This window comes from Brevibacterium sp. CBA3109 (assembly GCF_040256645.1).
In the GTDB taxonomy this organism is placed as follows: domain Bacteria; phylum Actinomycetota; class Actinomycetes; order Actinomycetales; family Brevibacteriaceae; genus Brevibacterium; species Brevibacterium koreense.
Genome location: NZ_CP158281.1, coordinates 3,124,245 through 3,140,970, shown reverse-complemented (window position 1 = coordinate 3,140,970; position 16,726 = coordinate 3,124,245). Strand labels below are relative to the sequence as shown.

15 protein-coding genes and 1 pseudogene are annotated in these 16,726 nt (G+C 63.0%); 11 read left to right on the top strand and 5 right to left on the bottom strand.

Going from position 1 to position 16,726, the window contains the following annotated elements:
- Nucleotides 1-22: 22 nt before the first annotated feature.
- The 4 genes from AAFP32_RS14415 to gap all read left to right on the top strand — a co-directional run bounded on the left by AAFP32_RS14415 (nt 23) and on the right by gap (nt 4,529).
- On the top strand, nt 23-1,720 hold the full coding sequence (locus AAFP32_RS14415; RefSeq protein WP_350269705.1) for a serine hydrolase: 1,698 nt from the start codon (nt 23-25) through the stop codon (nt 1,718-1,720).
- Between the two features lie 113 nt (nt 1,721-1,833).
- Nucleotides 1,834-2,178 carry a carboxymuconolactone decarboxylase family protein gene (locus AAFP32_RS14410; RefSeq protein WP_009882529.1) on the top strand — a complete coding sequence of 115 codons (345 nt, stop codon included), beginning with the start codon at nt 1,834-1,836 and terminating at the stop codon, nt 2,176-2,178.
- Between the two features lie 123 nt (nt 2,179-2,301).
- Nucleotides 2,302-3,339 carry a GlxA family transcriptional regulator gene (locus tag AAFP32_RS14405; RefSeq protein WP_350269704.1) on the top strand — a complete coding sequence of 346 codons (1,038 nt, stop codon included), beginning with the start codon at nt 2,302-2,304 and terminating at the stop codon, nt 3,337-3,339.
- A gap of 194 nt (nt 3,340-3,533) precedes the next feature.
- Entirely contained in the window at nt 3,534-4,529 is a 996-nt protein-coding gene (gene gap / locus AAFP32_RS14400; protein ID WP_101620653.1) for a type I glyceraldehyde-3-phosphate dehydrogenase, read from the top strand.
- Between the two features lie 76 nt (nt 4,530-4,605).
- Here the strand turns inward: gap and AAFP32_RS14395 are convergent, their stop codons facing one another.
- Nucleotides 4,606-4,920 (bottom strand): XRE family transcriptional regulator, encoded by a 315-nt coding sequence (locus tag AAFP32_RS14395; RefSeq protein ID WP_350269703.1) that lies wholly within the window; start codon nt 4,918-4,920, stop codon nt 4,606-4,608.
- Nucleotides 4,921-5,718: 798 nt separating this feature from the next.
- Here AAFP32_RS14395 and AAFP32_RS14390 point away from each other — a divergent pair.
- Nucleotides 5,719-6,891 (top strand): zinc-dependent alcohol dehydrogenase family protein, encoded by a 1,173-nt coding sequence (locus AAFP32_RS14390; RefSeq protein WP_219618701.1) that lies wholly within the window; start codon nt 5,719-5,721, stop codon nt 6,889-6,891.
- Nucleotides 6,892-7,176: 285 nt separating this feature from the next.
- Here the strand turns inward: AAFP32_RS14390 and AAFP32_RS14385 are convergent, their stop codons facing one another.
- On the bottom strand, nt 7,177-8,196 hold the full coding sequence (locus tag AAFP32_RS14385; RefSeq protein WP_350269702.1) for an alpha/beta fold hydrolase: 1,020 nt from the start codon (nt 8,194-8,196) through the stop codon (nt 7,177-7,179).
- 222 nt (nt 8,197-8,418) lie between these two features.
- On the opposite strand from AAFP32_RS14385, the pseudogene AAFP32_RS14380 reads away from it, so the two are divergent.
- Nucleotides 8,419-8,484: pseudogene (locus AAFP32_RS14380) on the top strand (hypothetical protein); the annotation flags it as partial.
- A 62-nt stretch (nt 8,485-8,546) separates the two neighbouring features.
- Here AAFP32_RS14380 and AAFP32_RS14375 read toward each other — a convergent pair.
- Nucleotides 8,547-9,356 carry a DedA family protein gene (locus AAFP32_RS14375; RefSeq protein WP_350269701.1) on the bottom strand — a complete coding sequence of 270 codons (810 nt, stop codon included), beginning with the start codon at nt 9,354-9,356 and terminating at the stop codon, nt 8,547-8,549.
- Nucleotides 9,357-9,443: 87 nt separating this feature from the next.
- The gene (mgrA, locus tag AAFP32_RS14370) at nt 9,444-10,484 is read right to left on the bottom strand and encodes an L-glyceraldehyde 3-phosphate reductase (RefSeq protein ID WP_350269700.1); all 1,041 of its coding nucleotides are present in this window, start codon (nt 10,482-10,484) and stop codon (nt 9,444-9,446) included.
- A gap of 158 nt (nt 10,485-10,642) precedes the next feature.
- On the opposite strand from mgrA, the gene AAFP32_RS14365 reads away from it, so the two are divergent.
- From AAFP32_RS14365 to AAFP32_RS14345, 5 genes are all read left to right on the top strand, one after another.
- Nucleotides 10,643-11,365, top strand: a complete 723-nt coding sequence (locus AAFP32_RS14365) for a GntR family transcriptional regulator (protein ID WP_350269699.1) — start codon at nt 10,643-10,645, stop codon at nt 11,363-11,365.
- Entirely contained in the window at nt 11,362-12,585 is a 1,224-nt protein-coding gene (locus AAFP32_RS14360; protein ID WP_350269698.1) for an anhydro-N-acetylmuramic acid kinase, read from the top strand. Before AAFP32_RS14365 ends, AAFP32_RS14360 begins: the two co-directional genes overlap by 4 nt.
- 66 nt (nt 12,586-12,651) lie before the next feature.
- Entirely contained in the window at nt 12,652-14,157 is a 1,506-nt protein-coding gene (locus AAFP32_RS14355) for a sodium:solute symporter (protein ID WP_350269697.1), read from the top strand.
- On the top strand, nt 14,157-15,074 hold the full coding sequence (gene murQ / locus AAFP32_RS14350) for an N-acetylmuramic acid 6-phosphate etherase (RefSeq protein WP_350269696.1): 918 nt from the start codon (nt 14,157-14,159) through the stop codon (nt 15,072-15,074). Before AAFP32_RS14355 ends, murQ begins: the two co-directional genes overlap by 1 nt.
- Complete coding sequence (locus tag AAFP32_RS14345; protein WP_350269695.1) at nt 15,071-16,087, top strand: BadF/BadG/BcrA/BcrD ATPase family protein; 1,017 nt, start codon at nt 15,071-15,073, stop codon at nt 16,085-16,087. The genes murQ and AAFP32_RS14345 overlap by 4 nt, the downstream gene beginning before the upstream one ends.
- A gap of 19 nt (nt 16,088-16,106) precedes the next feature.
- Here AAFP32_RS14345 and AAFP32_RS14340 read toward each other — a convergent pair whose 3' ends face one another.
- Entirely contained in the window at nt 16,107-16,622 is a 516-nt protein-coding gene (locus AAFP32_RS14340; RefSeq protein ID WP_350269694.1) for a GNAT family N-acetyltransferase, read from the bottom strand.
- Between the last annotated feature and the right edge of the window lie 104 nt (nt 16,623-16,726).

The following is a 16,726-nucleotide window of genomic DNA, read 5'->3' as shown; positions in this document are numbered from 1 at the left end:
TCGAGACGGGTGGAGGCGGACTATGGCAGATTGGGACAAGACCCTGCCCGGTTCTGTCGACGAATCAGGCGTACGCCGCGTCGGCGCACTCTCGGGAAACACCAAAGGCATTGCAACGCAGTCCCAGCAGACTGGTGACCAGGCCGACCCGGGCGAACCCCGGGCCGCTGGAGTCGAACTCCAAGACGGTTCCACCCAGCCCCCAGCGGATCCAGCCGAACTGCCCACAGATGGAGCCGAACCTCCAAGTGACGTGCTGCCGCTGCCGCGTGCCGGGGATCTCACCTCGGCGAGCGAAGACGCCATCGTTGACCCCTCCGAGGCGATTCTCGAACGCATCGACCTGGACTCGTGGAAATGGCCGGAGTACTTCGCGTTCTCATTGACTCGGATGGAAGAGCTCTTCCCTGTGAGCGGCATTCCGCGCGGCATCGGCTCGGTTCGCGACCTCGTGACCGAAGAGAACGATTTCCGCCCTCTGCCCATCGACCGTGAGAAGTGGTCCGGTGCGAACGAGAGTTGGTCGACCGTCGGAGATGTCCTGGCCAACACCTTCACCGACGCCTGGCTCGTCACTCGCGATGGGGTGGCTCTGGCGGAGGAGTACGCCTGGCCGATGAAACCGGCCCGCCGGCACATGCTGTTCTCGATCAGCAAGTCCATCGTCTCCGCAGTCGTCGGCGCTCTCACCGATGCCGACCTGCTCTCACCGGACGATCTGGTCACCACGCGCGTTCCCGCACTGTCCAAGAGCGGTTACGCCGGGGCGACGATCCGCGATCTCCTCGACATGCGATCGGGCATCAAATTCTCGGAGGAATACCTCAAGGAGGGATCCGAGATCCGGGCCCTGTTCGAAGCGGTCGATTTCGCGCCGCGGACAGCCACCTCGGCGCACGGGATCAAGAACTTCCTCATGGGTCTGAGCAGCGAGCGCAAGCACGGTGGTCCCTTCGTCTACCGCAGCTGCGAGACCGACGTCCTGGCCTGGATCTGCGAATCCGTCGTCGGGCAGCCCTTCTCCGTCATCGCCAGCGAATACGTATGGTCGAAGATCGGGGCCGCCCATGCCGCCCAGGTCTGCCAGGACCGCTGGGGCGGGTCGATTGCCGACGGCGCCATCAGCAGCACTCTGCGCGACCTGGCCCGGTTCGGTGAGATGATCGCCCGAGGCGGCACCACAGCAGAGGGGGAGCGTGTCCTGTCGGGTCAGTGGATCGATGACATCTTCACCGGTGCGGCCGATTCCGCCCAGGTCTTCGCCGACTCTCCCTCCGGACGGTCCTACCCGGGTGGGATGTACCGCAGCCAGTTCTGGGTGCCCTCGGCCAGCCGTGACGTGGTCATCGGCATCGGCATCCACGGCCAGATGCTCTACATCGACCGCGCCACCCAGACCGTGGGCGTCAAGCTCTCCAGCGATCCGCAGCCGGTGAGCCTGGCCCACCAGCACGGCACCCTGGCCATGTTCGAGGCCATCGCCGAGGCGGTTCCCCGGACGGAGGGATCCCAGACTGTGCCGCCGGCAGTCTCAGATGCTGCCGCAGCTTCGAACGCTGCAGCCGCTCCCGCCGCCGCAGCTCCGAACGCCGCAGCTCCGAACGCTGCAGTTCCCAGCGCTGCCGCAGCAGGCACCATCATTCCGAACGTCGCCGCGCCGGCTGCTGCCGCACCAAGCATCGCTCCGCAGCCATTCGCGGCTCAGCCCGGCATCTTCTGACCGGCGTTCATGTCCCGGTGTCCGTCCTCGTATGACGAAAACGGATGCATCCCCTTGCCTCTGGCAGTAGCGTCATGACTTGGAACGATTTCGATCCCAGGAGGTAGCGCACCATGACTGATTTCTTCGATCGCGAAGGCGATGGAAAATACGACAAGGCCTATAAGGAGACCACCCCGGACATCCTCAAGGCCTTCGGCGATTTCAACAATGCCGTCTTCGCCGAGGATGGGCGTGAGATCCCGCTGAAGTACCGTGAGCTCATCGCCTATGCCGTCGGACTGACAACCCAGTGCGCCTACTGCATCGATGCACACTCGAACGCAGCGGTCAAAGCCGGCGCCTCGGAGACCGAGCTGGCAGAGACCGCATGGACCGCCTCGGCGATTCGGGCCGGGGGCGCATTCGCTCACGGACGCCTCGGCTTCAAGCTCACCGGAGTCCACGACCACAGCTGAGTCCACGACCACAGCTGAGTCCACAACCACTGTTGAGTTGGACTCGGGAGTCGGATCTGGTCCTCGAATGCTCGAACTCGCTGATGGCCTTGGCGAGTTGATTGCCTAGACTGAAGAGCAATCATGACTGATGACTCCCGAACCTCACTGCGCAGAACACCCCGCCTGCAGACTCACCGAATTCTCGTGCTGGCTCTGGACGGGGTGTCTGCCATTGATCTCGGAGTCCCGGTCCAGGTCTTCGGCCGCGGCTCCAATGCGGTCAGCCCCACCGCATCGGTGAACCCGAGCGGCATCCTCCCCGGTGGAACCTGGCCGTACTCGGTTGACATCTGCGGGGACGCCCCGGGAATGGTCACCGGAGCCGACGGTCTCTCCTACTGCATCGATGTCGGACTCGACGCGCTGGAATCGGCAGACACGATCGTCATCCCCGGTGCCACCTCAGTCGTCGATGATGAGCCATCAGCAGCCGTTTTCGGTGCTCTGCTCTCTGCGTTCGAACGCGGCGCCCGGATCGCTGCGATCTCGACCGGTACCTTCGTCCTGGCACGCACCGGTCTGCTCGCGGGACGGCGAGCCACGACCCACTGGTCGACAGCGAAGGAACTGGCCCGACGCTATCCCTCGATCGAGGTCGACGAGAACGTCCTGTTCATTGATGAAGGAGCCCTGCTGACCTCGGCGGGAGCAGCCTCTGCGATCGATCTCTGCCTCCACCTCATCCGCCGCGACCACGGAGTGGGACTGTCCAACCAAGTCGCCCGCCGGTTGGTTGCGGCCGCCTACCGCAGTGCAGGGCAGGCCCAATATGTGCCGCGCAGCGTCCCCGATCCCCTCGGCGAGGTCTTCGCCGACACCCGGGAATGGGCCCTGCAGCACCTCGGCGAATCACTGACACTGACGGACCTCGCAGCAAACGCGGGAGTCTCCGTTCGCACGTTCTCACGTCGCTTCGTCGACGACACCGGATACACGCCGATGCAGTGGGTGCTCAGGGCCCGTGTCGATCTGGCCAGGGAACTTCTCGAGAACAGCGACCTAGGGATCGAGCAGATCGCTGACCAGGTAGGACTGGGCACCGGAGCGAACCTGCGCATGCACTTCCAACGCATCCTCTCGACCTCTCCCAACGAATATCGGCACACGTTCTCCGGCTGAGAATCCAGCCGAGAAGTCGCGCTTCTTCAACTACTTCGGTGCCCTGCTAAACGGCTGGCCAAATACTTTCGACATCTGGCAATACGTCTGGCGAGAACCTTGCGTAGAATGTCTCTATGGCCACTGTCGTCTTCCGTCTGAACGCGAGACTATGGATATGTACCCACATGCAGACCCCCTCCCAAGGAGTGACATTGACTCGCATCGCCATCAACGGTTTCGGTCGTATCGGACGCAGCACGCTGCGCGCTCTGAAAGAACGCGGCAGTGACCTGGAGGTCGTCGCCATCAATGACCTCGGCCCTGTCGAAGACCTGGCCAGGCTGCTCAAGTTCGACACCACGCTGGGCCGCTTCGGATTCCCAGTCGAGGTCTCAGGCGATGAGATCATCATCGACGGAAAGCCGATCAAGGTCCTAGCCGAGAAGAACCCTGCAGATCTGCCCTGGTCTCAGATGAACGTCGACGTGGTCCTGGAATCCACGGGACGCTTCACCAAGTCCGACAAAGCTCGGGCGCACATCACCGCCGGTGCGAAGAAGGTCCTCGTCAGTGCGCCCTCCAAGGGTGCAGACGTCACGCTGGCCTACGGTGTGAACACCGAAGCCTACAAGCCCGAACACACCATCATTTCGAACGCGTCGTGCACCACGAACGCTTTGGCCCCCTTGGCCAAGGTCCTCGACGACCTGGCCGGCATCGAACAGGGCTTCATGACCACCGTCCACGCCTACACCGGTGACCAGAACCTTCAGGACGGGCCACACAAGGATCCCCGTCGTGCCCGCGCCGCCGCGGCGAACATCATCCCGACGTCGACAGGGGCTGCCAAGGCCATCGGCCTCGTGCTTCCGCAGCTCGAGGGCAAGCTCAGCGGCGACGCCATACGGGTCCCCGTGCCGGTGGGCTCCATCGTCGAGATCAACACCACAGTCTCCCGTGAGGTCACTCGCGACGAGGTGCTCGACGCCTACCGCACGGCTGCCGACGGAGAGCTCAAGGGCATCCTCGAGTACGAGACCGAACCGGTCGTCTCAAGCGACATCGTCGGCCAGGCCGCGTCTTCGATCTTCGACTCCGCACTGACTCGCGTCGAGGGCAAGCGGGTCAAGGTCGTCGCTTGGTACGACAACGAGTGGGGCTTCTCTAACCGTGTCGTCGACAACTTGGAGCTCATCGCGAAGGGCTGACTTTCCAGCGAGACAAGAAATTGCCCCGATCGTGCACATCGCACGGTCGGGGCAACTTCTGTGTTCCCAGGTGGTCTCAGACGTCATCGTCGGCGGAAGTTCCGCCTTCGTCTTCCCAGCGCTCGATGGCGCGGACCTTGGCGCGGTTGAACTTCAGGCGCACTCCGTAGCCGCCGTGGGAGTCATCGCGGACGAACCTGGCGCCGAATTCTTCGAGAGCTTCGAGAATGCGGTGCTCCTGCTGTTCGGTGAGGTCGTCGTGTCCCTTCTCGAAGTCCTTGAGTTCGGACTTCTTCACATCGGCTGTGGACGCAACATCCTTGGCGGAAACGCGAACCAGGGCACGGGCTGAGCGAGCCAGCGGCCCGTCGAAGATCTGTTCATTGCTCATGGTCTTACCCTGCCAGAAGAACCCGGAACCTGCCAGAAGCCACCCTGGCTGCGCGAACAGCGGCCCATTCTTCCGATGCTGCGCATTCAGCCTGATGGGAGTCTCGGATGCACCGAATTCCGGATTCGAGGTCCTCGCCGTCCATGGTCACGTGTTCTGGGGAGGCCTCAAAAAATGAGCCGATTCCGCGGCCCGCGACTCAACTCGTCGTTGCGAAACTGATCGCGTGGCACTTCGACCACATGCGGCAGTGCACTGCGCTCCTCAGTGCGAGTGTGCCACGTGTGCGGTCTCGATCTCTTCAAAGGCTCATCTGCTCAGGGAGGTGAAGGAGCGCGGCGCCCGCATGCTCGATGGGTCGGGCGTGGCCGTCAACCAGGGGATCGACGCCTGAGCGCTCGTCAGCGCACGCACGACCGATCCGACGCGAATGCGCGAGATCTCCCTGTCCTTCGGAGCCCGAGGTATGAGCTTCACCCATCAGCGGCGGCGAACGTGGATCACTCTATGTCGGAATTCGAAATGGTGAGTGGCCCGGATACTGAACGAAGGTGTGTGCTGCCGGTGGAAAAGCGCTGGGATATTCCGGGGTGACGCAAGATTCAACACAGCACGAAAGCACGGGAGCACGAAAGTACAGAAGCATGGATTCTCGGAGCCGACGGGACGTCTTGGACACTAAGACCACGGCACAACCAATATTGTTGAAAAGGCCACCATCGAGTGACCACAGGGCACCACCGGAATGCTCCGCTCCAAAGCCGGAGACCCGGTTGTCGTAGAGCCGCGTGATAGTATATGGCACCGACTCTTCGAGGGCCGTTTCAGTCACTTCAGTCTAAATGGAGCGACACCCTTAACGTTCGGTTAAGCAATGTGGAACATCGATGTTTCACAAATCATGGAGGGATCAGTTCGATGCGAGCAGCTGTAGTCAAAGAAGCCAATCAGCCCCTAGTCGTAGAAGAAGTCAAGGACCCGACTCCGGGCCCCGAAGATGCGGTGCTGAGAGTCCAGGCATCGGGTATCTGTCGCAGTGACTGGCACGGATGGCAAGGCGACTGGAAGTGGATCGGACTCGGACTCGAGCTTCCGGCAGTTCTTGGACACGAGTTCGGCGGGGAAGTCGTCTCTGTGGGCAAGAACGTCAGTTCGTTCCGTGAGGGCGACAAGGTGACAGCACCATTCCACCATGGTTGTGGTCGCTGTGAATTCTGTCGGGCCGGACGTCCGAATCTGTGCCTCAATGTAGCGGTATATGGATTTGGTGGTTGGGACGGTAGTTACGCGGAGTATCTGCTGGTCACTCAAGCGGAAACCAACCTGATCTCGCTACCCGAGAACGTCAGCTCGACCGCAGCTGCCGCGCTTGGCTGCAGGTACATGACCGGGTTCCACGCTATCGATCGGGGCCAGGTGTCACCTGGTGACTGGGTCGCGGTGCAGGGTGCCGGTGGTGTTGGCCTCTCGGCGATCCAAGTCGCCGCCGCTGTTGGTGCACAGGTCATCGCCGTTGACATCAGTGACGACAAGCTGCAGCAAGCCCGCGATGCTGGGGCAAACGCGGTGGTTAATTCACGGACTGAGGACGTACCTGAGGCCATCAAAGAAATTACCGCTGGAGGCGCCCACGTAGGGATCGACGCACTGGGGATCCAGGAGACCATCTCCAACTCGATCAATTCGATCCGCAAGGGCGGACGCCATGTCCAGGTGGGTCTAACCGGCTCTGATGAACAGGGGATGGCACAGGTCCCCATCGACGCGATCACCGCCGCCGAAATCGAGCTCGTCGGAAGTTTCGGTAACCCCCAGCCGAAATTCCCGGGCCTGCTGTCTCTTGTAGCTCAGGGACGTCTTAATCCCCAGGCCCTGGTCGAACGGGAAGTTGGACTCGAGGATGTGAACGAGGTATTCAGCAGGATGTCGGAGTTCAAAACCAAAGGATTCAACATCATCACCGCCTTCTAATGCGCATGCTCGCTGGGAGCTGACGAGCGTTCAGTCCCGACATGGGGTCTGATTGCGGTGTTTACAGCCTCTACCAGGGTTTGGATTGCCGGCCCGCCATACGGGTCGGCGACCTAAGCGCTGGTAGACCCCAGATCTGGGTCGCCGTGTTGAGTCGTTTGAAGACACTTCTGGCTACGACCCGATGAGAGCTGTTGCCCTAGTACGGCCTGTCAAGCCACGCGCGCGGGGTCTGCGGGGTCTGAATGCGCGAAGGACTGACCGATGCCCATGTGACGAAACAACCTACTCTGAGCCTCCCAAGATTTCCTTGACCGCGCGATCGATGAATTCGGTGTCGGTGGGATTCGCGCCGATGCCGGCGAAGTGGCCCCAGACTCCAGGTATCTCTCTGAACTCACTGCCCTTGATGAACTCACCCGCACGCTTTTCCTCTTCCGGGGCGAAGTACCGGTCCTCGTGGGCCGGCATCTGGATCAGTGGCACCTTGATGGCGCCGAGTGCCTTGTTGGTGTCGCCGCCGAAGCCGGTCGTGTTGCCGACGTCCCCATGCTTCCACGTCCATAACATTGTCAGCAGATTGTTGGCGTCGCGCTGGAGAAAATGCCCCTCCCAGAAGCCCACCAGAAAGTCGTCGAGGGTCGCATACCCGAGCTGGCGCCACGCCTCGTCCCAGTAGAATTGTGCGGATAGACCCCAGCCCGAGTACACACGGGCGAATGCGCGAAGGCCCACGTCGGGCTGCTGGTCGTACCATCCGTTATGCCAAGCCGCGTCGGCGGTGAGCGCAGCTTCTAGCGAGTTCAGGAATACGATGTTGTTCGGGGACGTCTTGGGCGACCCACAGAATGGGATGAGTCCGTCCATCATGTCCGGGTACTGCACGCCCCACTGATATGTTTGGCCGGCGCCCATGGACCAACCCAACACGAGTCGCAGATGTTCGATGCCGAAGTGTTCAGTCACGAGCTGGTGCTGCGCCCTGACGTTGTCATAGAACGTGCAGTCAGGGAATCGAGAGCCATTGCGTGGCTTCGGTGTGTTGCTGGGGGAAGAAGATTCACCGTTACCGAACAAAGCCGGGATGATGATGAAATACTTCTTCGGGTCCAGGCCCATGCCCTCACCGACCAGCCAGAAGTTGTCAGCAATGAATCCTGAATACCAGGTGGGGTAGACGATCGCGTTGCTCTTCTCAGCGTTGAGCTCTCCGAATGTTTCGTATGCCAACTTCGCAGACTCAACCGTCATCCCAGATTGGAGTTCGAAGTCACCGAGTTCGTAAATCTCGTAGTTGCTTGTCATGATCAGCCATCCTTTTCAATGTGGGGCCGTCAGGTCTGTTAGGTCAGATCATGTGGCCAGGAGTGCTCAGCCTGGCGACGCAGAGAGCTGCATCGAGCGCGTAATCCTGCAGTTCACTCGATTGCGCGAGCTCAATCGCCAGAACCGGACTGCGACACAGTCCGTTAACCGCAAGTTAGCAGGGTTGCGGGTGAAAGCAATGGCAATAATCGCAGTTGTCATTCGGGCGGTGCCATCAGTTGCACGGTGATAGATCCCTGTGCCTTACTGCCCACGCTCACAGCCTGAGGCCATCGGTGCCTGAGTTCGACCACTTCGGAGCCTGAGTTCACCGGCGCTTCAGGCGGGGCTCACTCTGCGCGCTTCTGCTTCCGGTACTCCCTGATGTAGGTGAGGACGAAGATGCCGACAATGATCGCCAGCGTCAGCCACAGGGCGTATTTGTCGACGACCTTGAGCACATCGACGGCGGTCTCACCGAGCTGATATCCCAACGTCGTCCAGATGAGGGTGAAGATCAGGCAGCCGAGGAGGTCGGCGATGAGGAAGAGCGAGAGTCGCATCCTCGTCCAACCGGCGACCAGATAGACGAGGGTGCCCGGCACACCCGGGCATCGGGACACGATGGTCATGAGGAACAGGGCCCAATTCGGGATCCGTTTGAGTGACTCGATGCGCTTGAGCTGCCGCTCGTTCTGCGCGAAGAGCCGCAGCACTCCATCACCCCACCGTCGGCCGGCCAACCAGAACGCCCAGTCGAACTTCGCCATTCCGATGAACCCGGCGACCACGACGAGCCACAACGGAATCTCACCCACGCTGGCGTAGGCACCGGCCGCAACGACTGCGGTCTTCGCGCCATTGATGAACTCCTGCAGAACTGGTGCATTCACCAGCATCCAGGGACGCAGCGGCATGAGCGCCAGGTAGACGAGCGGTACTCCGATGATGATGAAGAGCAGCAGCTTGTCAAGACCCGCGGCCTTCCCCTGCCATGGCTTGAGCGCAGCCCAGGGGTTCTCCCTGGGAGCCGCGTCTGCCTCGCTGGTCGATCTGTTGGTCGCCTCGCCGGACATGCCGGCAGAATGTCCGTGATCGGAGTCGCTGATTTCGGAGTCCCCGCGCCGGGCCTCGTCATCGGGAAGGCGCTTGTCGCTCATCGAGGGCTCCTGCATGGGGCTGTGTGGTCGGCGCTCACGGTATCACGGTGGCACATGCGAACCCTGGCAGAACAGGGCAAGGCGCTCTCAGTCCTTCGTGCTGCGGCGGGCATCTCCCCAGATGTCGACGCCGGAATCGACCGCGAACTCATCGATGGCGATCAGCTCTTCGGCAGTCAGTGGCTGCGCATCGAGGGCCGCAACATTGTGCTCGAGCTGTTCGACTCGGCTGGACCCGATGACCAGCGAAGACACACGATCATCGCGCAGCGCCCAGCTCAGCGCCAGCTGGGCCAGTGACTGACCGCGCGCTGCCGCGATCTCGTTGAGGCCGCGAATGCGCTCGAGATTAGCGTCGGAGAGAAACCCGTCCTTGAACGACGGAGTGTTCTTGCCTGCGCGTGAATCGTCGGGGATCGCACCGAGGTACTTGTCGGTGAGCAGCCCCTGAGCGAGCGGGGAGAACGCGATGACACCCAAGCCCTCGGACTCCGTCGTGTCGAGGAGGCCATCGGATTCGATCCAGCGGTTGACCATCGAATAGGAGGGCTGGTGGATGAGCAGGGGAGTGCCCAGCTCCTTCGCCAGCGCCGAGGCGCGAGCGGTGTCGGCAGCCGAATATGAGGAGATGCCGGCGTAGAGGGCGCGACCCGAACGCACCGCGGTGTCAAGAGCCGCGATGGTCTCTTCCAGAGGAGTGGAGGCATCGGGGCGGTGGGAGTAGAAGATGTCAACATAGTCGAGGCCGAGCCGCTTGAGTGAGGCGTCGAGGCTGGCGAGCAGGTATTTGCGGCTGCCGCCCGGACCGCCGTAGGGGCCGGGGTGCATCGCCCAGCCGGCCTTGGTCGAGATGATGAGTTCGTCCCGGTAGGGCCCGAGGTCCTCGCGCAGCAGGCGCCCGAAGTTCGTCTCGGCCGACCCTGGAGGCGGGCCGTAGTTGTTCGCCAGATCGAAGTGGGTGACGCCTAAGTCGAAGGCCCGACGCACGATGTCGCGCTGATTCTGGAAGGCGATGTCGTCGCCGAAGTTATGCCACAGTCCCAAGGACAGTGCAGGGAGCACGAGCCCGGATCGGCTGACTGGACGATAGCGCATCTTCTCGTAGCGGTCTTCGGCTGCTTGGTACACGGTGCCTCCTGCGGCGGGAGATGGCTCGGGTGCTGACCTCAGCTTAATTGCAGGCAACGAGGATGCCGAGTCGCGAACGACGCAGCGCACCATCTCTCAAGCCGCGAAGTAGACCAGTGGTCTTGATTTTCTAGTGTGTTCTATGACTCAATAGTCACGTGACGAAATTCCACTCGATTCGGGATCAGCTTCTCGACCGCCTTGAGTCAATGGGCGCCGGCGAGCAGTTCCCACCCGAACGCCAGCTCGCCGAGGCGCTGGGCATCTCACGGATGACCCTGCGCCGCGCCATCGACGAACTGGTCGCCAAGGGAGCGGTCCGACGCCGCCATGGTGCCGGTGTCTTCGCCCTCGGACCCAAACTCGACCAACCCCTGGCCGCGAGTTCCTTCACTCAAGACATGCTCGCCCGCGGCATGCGCCCCGGATCTCGTGTGGTCTCCTTCGATGTGACGAGAGCCGGAGCCCACATCGGGCGCAGACTGCACGTCGACGAGAACGCTGAGGTCATCGCGATTCTGCGTCTGCGGCTGGCCGACGAAGAACCACTCGCGCTCGAAGAGCTGCATATTCCATCTGCCCTTGTTCCGGGACTGTGCGCCGAAGACCTGGAGAACAGTTCATTCTATGAGCTTCTGCGCTCGCGCTTCGATATCGTGCTCAACCACAGCGTGCAGACGATCGAACCGACCCTCCTCGATACGGACGAGGCGAAGGTGCTCGGAGTTCCCGAACAGTCACCGGCTCTGCTCTTCGAACGCACCTCGAGCGGGGCACACGGAGTGCCCTTCGAATTCGTTCGTTCCGTCTACCGCGGCGACCGCTACAAGATCCGCACCGAACTCACCTTGCCCGACCAGACCGAAGGAGACCACGCATGATCATCGCCGGACTCATGACAGGCACCTCCGCCGACGCCCTCGACGTCGTCCTCGCCGATTTCGCCCTTGCCGGCCACGACGGCAACGACGGACAGGGAGACGGGAATCAGCGCCAGGACGCCGCAGGCGAACTGAGCGTACGCATCCTCGCCAGCCAGGAGGTCGAATTCGATCACCAGCTGCGCCTCGACATCCTGCGTCTCCTCGAACCCGGCGACGTCCCCCTGTCCCTGGTCTCCAGCGTCGATGCCCGTCTGGGTCGGTTCAGCGCCGAGGCTGTGCAGCAGCTGTGCGCCGAGGTCGGAGTCGACTGCGATCTCGTCGTCTCCCATGGTCAGACGGTGCGCCACGACATCACCGAGGGCCTCGTCACCTCCACCCTGCAGATCGGCCAACCCGCCTGGATCGCCGAGGCGACCGGAGCTCCAGTGCTCTCCGACGTCCGCGCCCGCGACGTTGCGGCCGGTGGCCAGGGCGCCCCACTCGTCGGGATCCTCGACGAGCTCCTCATCGGCGAGGTCGAAACACCGACTGCGGTGCTCAACCTCGGCGGCATCGCCAACGTCACGGTCCTCGCGCCCGATCGCGGTCCTATCGCCTTCGACACCGGTCCAGCCAATGCGCTCATCGACGTCCTCGCCCGCAGGAACACTGCGGGAGAAGAGGGCTTCGACCGCGACGGCAAGCTGGCCGCACTGGGCCAGGTCGACGAGGAGCTGCTCAGTGCGTTGTTGGCCGATCCGTACTACCAGCAGCCGGCACCGAAGTCGACGGGCAAGGAACTCTTCCACGCGGACTACCTCGACCGTTTCCTCGGGACTCGGAGCCACCTCGGCGAGTATGATGCCATCGCCACGGTCACTCAGCTGAGCGCACGCACGGTCGCCGATGCCTGCCGGACCCACGGTGTCACCCGGGTCATCGCCTCTGGTGGGGGAACACGGAATCCGACGCTGATGCATCGTCTGCATACCGAACTCGGCGACGATGTCACTCTGACCAGCACCGATGAGGAATTCGGCCTGCCAGAGGGCAGCAAGGAAGCACTCCTGATGGCCCTGCTCGGATGGCTGACCTGGAACGGGCTGGCTGGAACGCAACCGGGCCTCACCGGTGCCGCCCATCCGAGCATCGCTGGGCGGCTGAGTCCAGGCGAAAACCCCCTGCAGCTGCCGGAACCGCTGCACCGAAGACCCACGTTTCTGAACATCCTGGCCTGACGAGAATCCTGCACCGACGCACAGCTCTCGAAGCAACTGACATCCCTTTGATGAAGGAGAAACACCATGCAGATCATCGACTTTCTGGTGATCATCGTCTACCTCGTCGCCACGGCGTGGTTGGGGCTCAAACTCAGCGGAAAGCAGAAGAACCTCACGGACTACTTCCTCGGCGGTCGGAGCCTGCCCTGGTGGGCGGTGTGCCTGTCCGTGGTCGCCACGGAGACCAGCGCCCTGACGGTGATCGGGATCCCGGTCATGAGCTACCTCGGCGATATCTCCTACCTGCAGCTGGGTCTGGGCTACATCCTCGGCCGGGTGGTTGTCGCCTTCTTCATGCTGCCCCGATACTACGACGGTGAAATGCTCACCGCGTATGCCTACCTTGGCAAACGCTTCGGTGCCTCGACCCAGACGACCGCGGGTGTGACCTTCTTGTTCACCCGCCTGCTGGCCGACGGCATCCGGGTCCTCGCCGCAGCCATTCCCGTCAAGGTGATCCTCGACGGGCTGGGCATCCACACGAACTACTTCGTCATCATCGTCGTCCTCTCCCTGGTCACGATCGCCTACACTTTCATCGGCGGCATCAAGGCCGTCGTCTGGGTCGACGTGGCCCAGATGTGCCTCTACGTCGTCGGCGGCCTCCTGACCATCATCGTCATCACCGCGACCTTCGGTGGCGGATGGGTGGCCGATGCGGTCGAGGCGGGCAAGCTCAACATGTTCGTCTTCGAGGGCAATCCGATCTCGGCAGATTCCTCGTTCATTCCTTCGCTGCTGGGCGGCGCGGTCTTCGCCATGGCCTCGCACGGCTCGGACCAGCTCATCGTCCAGCGCCTCTTGTCCTGCCGGTCCAAGATCGAGGCCCAGAAGGCACTCATCGTCTCGGGCCTCGTCGTCTTCGTGCAGTTCGCGATCTTCCTCGCGGTGGGATTGGCGCTGTGGGCCTACTACGACCACGCTCTGCCGGCCGACCTGGGACTGAGCCGCGATGACGAGATCTTCCCGCACTTCATCATCGAAGGCCTGCCTCCCGGCATCTCGGGACTGCTCCTGGCTGGCATCCTCGCGGCGGCCATGTCGACCCTGTCCTCGTCGCTGTCCGCACTGTCGTCGTCGACGGTCAACGATGTCTACGCACGGTTGAAGAAGACCCCGATGACCGACGCTGAGGGCTTCAAGGTCGGACGGTGGGCGACCATCGGGTGGGGCATCGCCTTCATCCTCCCGGCCACGATCTTCCAATCCGATGAAGGCAACATCGTCATCCTCGCGTTGGGCGTCGCAGGCATCACCTACGGCGGACTCCTCGGCGCGTTCGTGTTCGGCATCATCAACAAGCGTGCCACCGCGGTCGATGCGAACATCACCTTCGGCCTGGCGGTGGCGGTCAACGCCTTCTTCTTCATCATGGAGAAGTACGTCACCGGTGAGGTCTGGGTCGCCTGGCAGTGGTACCCGCTGCTCGGCGTCATCGTCATGGTCTGCGTCGGCGGGCTCCTGTCCCTGCGCCACCCGAAGGCTGCGAACCGGGCCACAGTCGCCGAGATGGAAGGCAGCAACCGTTGATGGCTGAGTCCCCGCGACCGTTGTCCCCGACCGAGCAGCGCAACCCCCGCAGCGCCGGACTCGACGAGCTCGACACCCTCGGCGTCCTGAAGGTGATGAACGGTGAGGACCAAGCCGTCCTCACCGCAGTCGCGAACGTCCTGCCGCAGCTGGCGGAACTCGTCGACATCGCGGCGAAGCGGATGCGCCGAGGCGGCACTGTCCACTACTTCGGAGCCGGTACCTCCGGTCGCTTGGGTGTTCTCGACGCCAGCGAACTCCTACCGACCTTCAACCTCGAACCGGGGCGTGTGGTCGGGCACATCGCCGGAGGTCAGGCGGCACTGGTCAACGCAGTCGAGAACGCCGAAGACTCCGCCGACGACGGTCGCAGGGTCGGAGGAGAGCTCGGGCCAGACGATGTGGCGATCGGAATCGCAGCCAGCGGCTCGACGCCCTACGTCCGCGGTGCGCTTGAGGCTGCCGGTGAGGCGGGCGCGCACACCGTGCTCATCTCGAACAACCCGCAGGCCCCCGTCGCCGAGGCGGCAGCCGCTCATATCGTGCTCGACACCGGGCCCGAGGTTGTCACGGGGTCAACCCGTCTCAAGGCCGGCACGGCACAGAAGCTGACCCTCAACGGCTTCTCGACGGCACTGATGATCGCCTTGGGGCGCACCTGGCGCAACCTCATGGTGTCCGTCGTCGCAACCAATGACAAACTGCGGGAGAGGACCGTGCGCATCCTCTGCGAGGCCGCGGACCTGTCTGATGCCGAAGCGCGAGACCTGTTGGAGCGCTGCGACGGCGAGCTCAAGACAGCGCTGGTCGTCTCCTTCGCCTCGGTGACACCAGCGACTGCGGCGACTCTTCTCGAGGACAACGACGGCTCCGTCAGATCCGCGATCGCGGCAGTGCCTGGACCCGAGAACGCATGAGCGTCTTCGTTCTCGGCATCGACATCGGCGGCACCGGCAGCCGGGTCGCGCTGGCGGAACTCGACGCGAACGGTGATCTCACCGTCGTGGCTACCCGGACAGGTCCCGGTGTCGAGGTCGGTGCGGGCGGAAGCAATGTTTTCTCCATCGCCTCCAGCCTTGTCGAAGCGGCCGAGGAGACGTGGGCCGAACCTTTCGGCCAACTCACCGGAGTCGGTATCGGCGCCACAGGAATCGCTTCGCTTGCCGAGAATCCTGCGCCCGTGCTCGCCGAGATCTCGGACAGAGTGAAGGCACCCGCAGCCGCGGCGATTGACGCGGTGACCGCCCATCTCGGCGCCCTCGGCGGACGGGGAGGTGTGGTCACGGTTCTCGGCACCGGGGCGATTTCGATCGCGCACTCGGGACCGGATGAGCGTGGCGTCTTGTCCCCGAATTGGACCCGAACCGACGGCTGGGGGCATCTGTTCGGGGACCGCGGGGGAGGAGCCTGGTTGGGCAGGCGGTCGCTCGAACTCGCGTTGCGCACCCACGACGGGGTCGACCCGGGTGGACGTTCACTGCTCGAGGCGGCCACGCGAACCTTTGGTCCTCCGGCCACGTGGCCGTCTCAGTTCTACACTCGCGACGGTCGAGCCGGACTGCTGGCCGGATTTGCTGTCGAGGTTGCCGCGCTATCTCGCTCCGGCGACGCAGTTGCCACAGGTCTGCTCCGCGAGGCTGGTGCAGAAGCTGCCCGCAGTGCTCTCGCTGCGGCAAGGCGCCGGAGCCGCGGAGCCCGTGGAACCGGCCCCGCCGATGACCTCGATCAGCCTCCCCATATTGCCCTCACCGGGGGATTGATTCGGGCTGGTGACGCGCTTGTCTCCGGATTCCGGGATGAGGCGACTCGTCTGCGCAGCGACGTCATCATCGAGGAGCCTAACGGTGGTCCATTGATCGGATCCGCGACGCTTGGCCGTCTGGCCGCTGAAGGGAAGCTCCGCGCTCAGGACACTGTGCTGTGGGTCTGAGTCTCTGTCGTGATGCGGATCAATGCAGTGAGACTTCGGGCCGCTCCCGGACCATCCGGACCTCACGCACCCCGTCGTGCTCATCTGTCTTGATCTCGCCATCGCAGGTGAAGCCGTTTCTGCGGTAGAAGGCCTGGGCTCGCGGGTTCGGGTCGGCGACCCAGAGAGACGTTCGCTCTTCGAGGTTGACGACCGCGTCAAGGAGGCGCTGCCCGACGCCCGAACCGTGGATCGCAGAATAGGTGTAGAGGACGAACAGGTGGCGGTCGTTGCCTCGTTCGTCGCCCGGAGAGGGGCCCGACAGAGCGATGCCGACGACGGTACCGTCCTGATCTGCGACCGCGGAGGAGTAGTCTCGCCGATTCTCTGGGGTGAGGAGTGACGTCCACATCCGCCTGCGATTTTCCACCATATCGGGAGAATCGAGCAGTTCATCGGGCATGAGCCCGCGGTAGGTCTCGCGCCAGGTTTCGACATGGACCTTCGCCACTGCCTCGACATCGTCGATGCCGTGAGGTCGAATCACAACAGACATACGCCAGAGGCTACAGCAGGTGGGGGCGAGCACCTACTGCGCGCCGACTGATGTCTTTCGGTTCGTTCGTGGACTAAAATCGGTCCTGTGCCACCAATGCGGAG

Coding starts and splice junctions, on each gene's coding strand:
- AAFP32_RS14405 (WP_350269704.1), top strand. CDS start 2,302: ATGACTGATGACTCCCGAACCTCACTGCGCAGAACACCCCGCCTGCAG.
- AAFP32_RS14345 (WP_350269695.1), top strand. CDS start 15,071: ATGAGCGTCTTCGTTCTCGGCATCGACATCGGCGGCACCGGCAGCCGG.
- AAFP32_RS14375 (WP_350269701.1), bottom strand. CDS start 9,356: ATGAGCGACAAGCGCCTTCCCGATGACGAGGCCCGGCGCGGGGACTCC.
- AAFP32_RS14360 (WP_350269698.1), top strand. CDS start 11,362: ATGATCATCGCCGGACTCATGACAGGCACCTCCGCCGACGCCCTCGAC.
- AAFP32_RS14395 (WP_350269703.1), bottom strand. CDS start 4,920: ATGAGCAATGAACAGATCTTCGACGGGCCGCTGGCTCGCTCAGCCCGT.
- AAFP32_RS14410 (WP_009882529.1), top strand. CDS start 1,834: ATGACTGATTTCTTCGATCGCGAAGGCGATGGAAAATACGACAAGGCC.
- murQ (WP_350269696.1), top strand. CDS start 14,157: ATGGCTGAGTCCCCGCGACCGTTGTCCCCGACCGAGCAGCGCAACCCC.
- AAFP32_RS14340 (WP_350269694.1), bottom strand. CDS start 16,622: ATGTCTGTTGTGATTCGACCTCACGGCATCGACGATGTCGAGGCAGTG.
- AAFP32_RS14415 (WP_350269705.1), top strand. CDS start 23: ATGGCAGATTGGGACAAGACCCTGCCCGGTTCTGTCGACGAATCAGGC.
- AAFP32_RS14385 (WP_350269702.1), bottom strand. CDS start 8,196: ATGACAAGCAACTACGAGATTTACGAACTCGGTGACTTCGAACTCCAA.
- AAFP32_RS14355 (WP_350269697.1), top strand. CDS start 12,652: ATGCAGATCATCGACTTTCTGGTGATCATCGTCTACCTCGTCGCCACG.
- AAFP32_RS14390 (WP_219618701.1), top strand. CDS start 5,719: ATGGCACCGACTCTTCGAGGGCCGTTTCAGTCACTTCAGTCTAAATGG.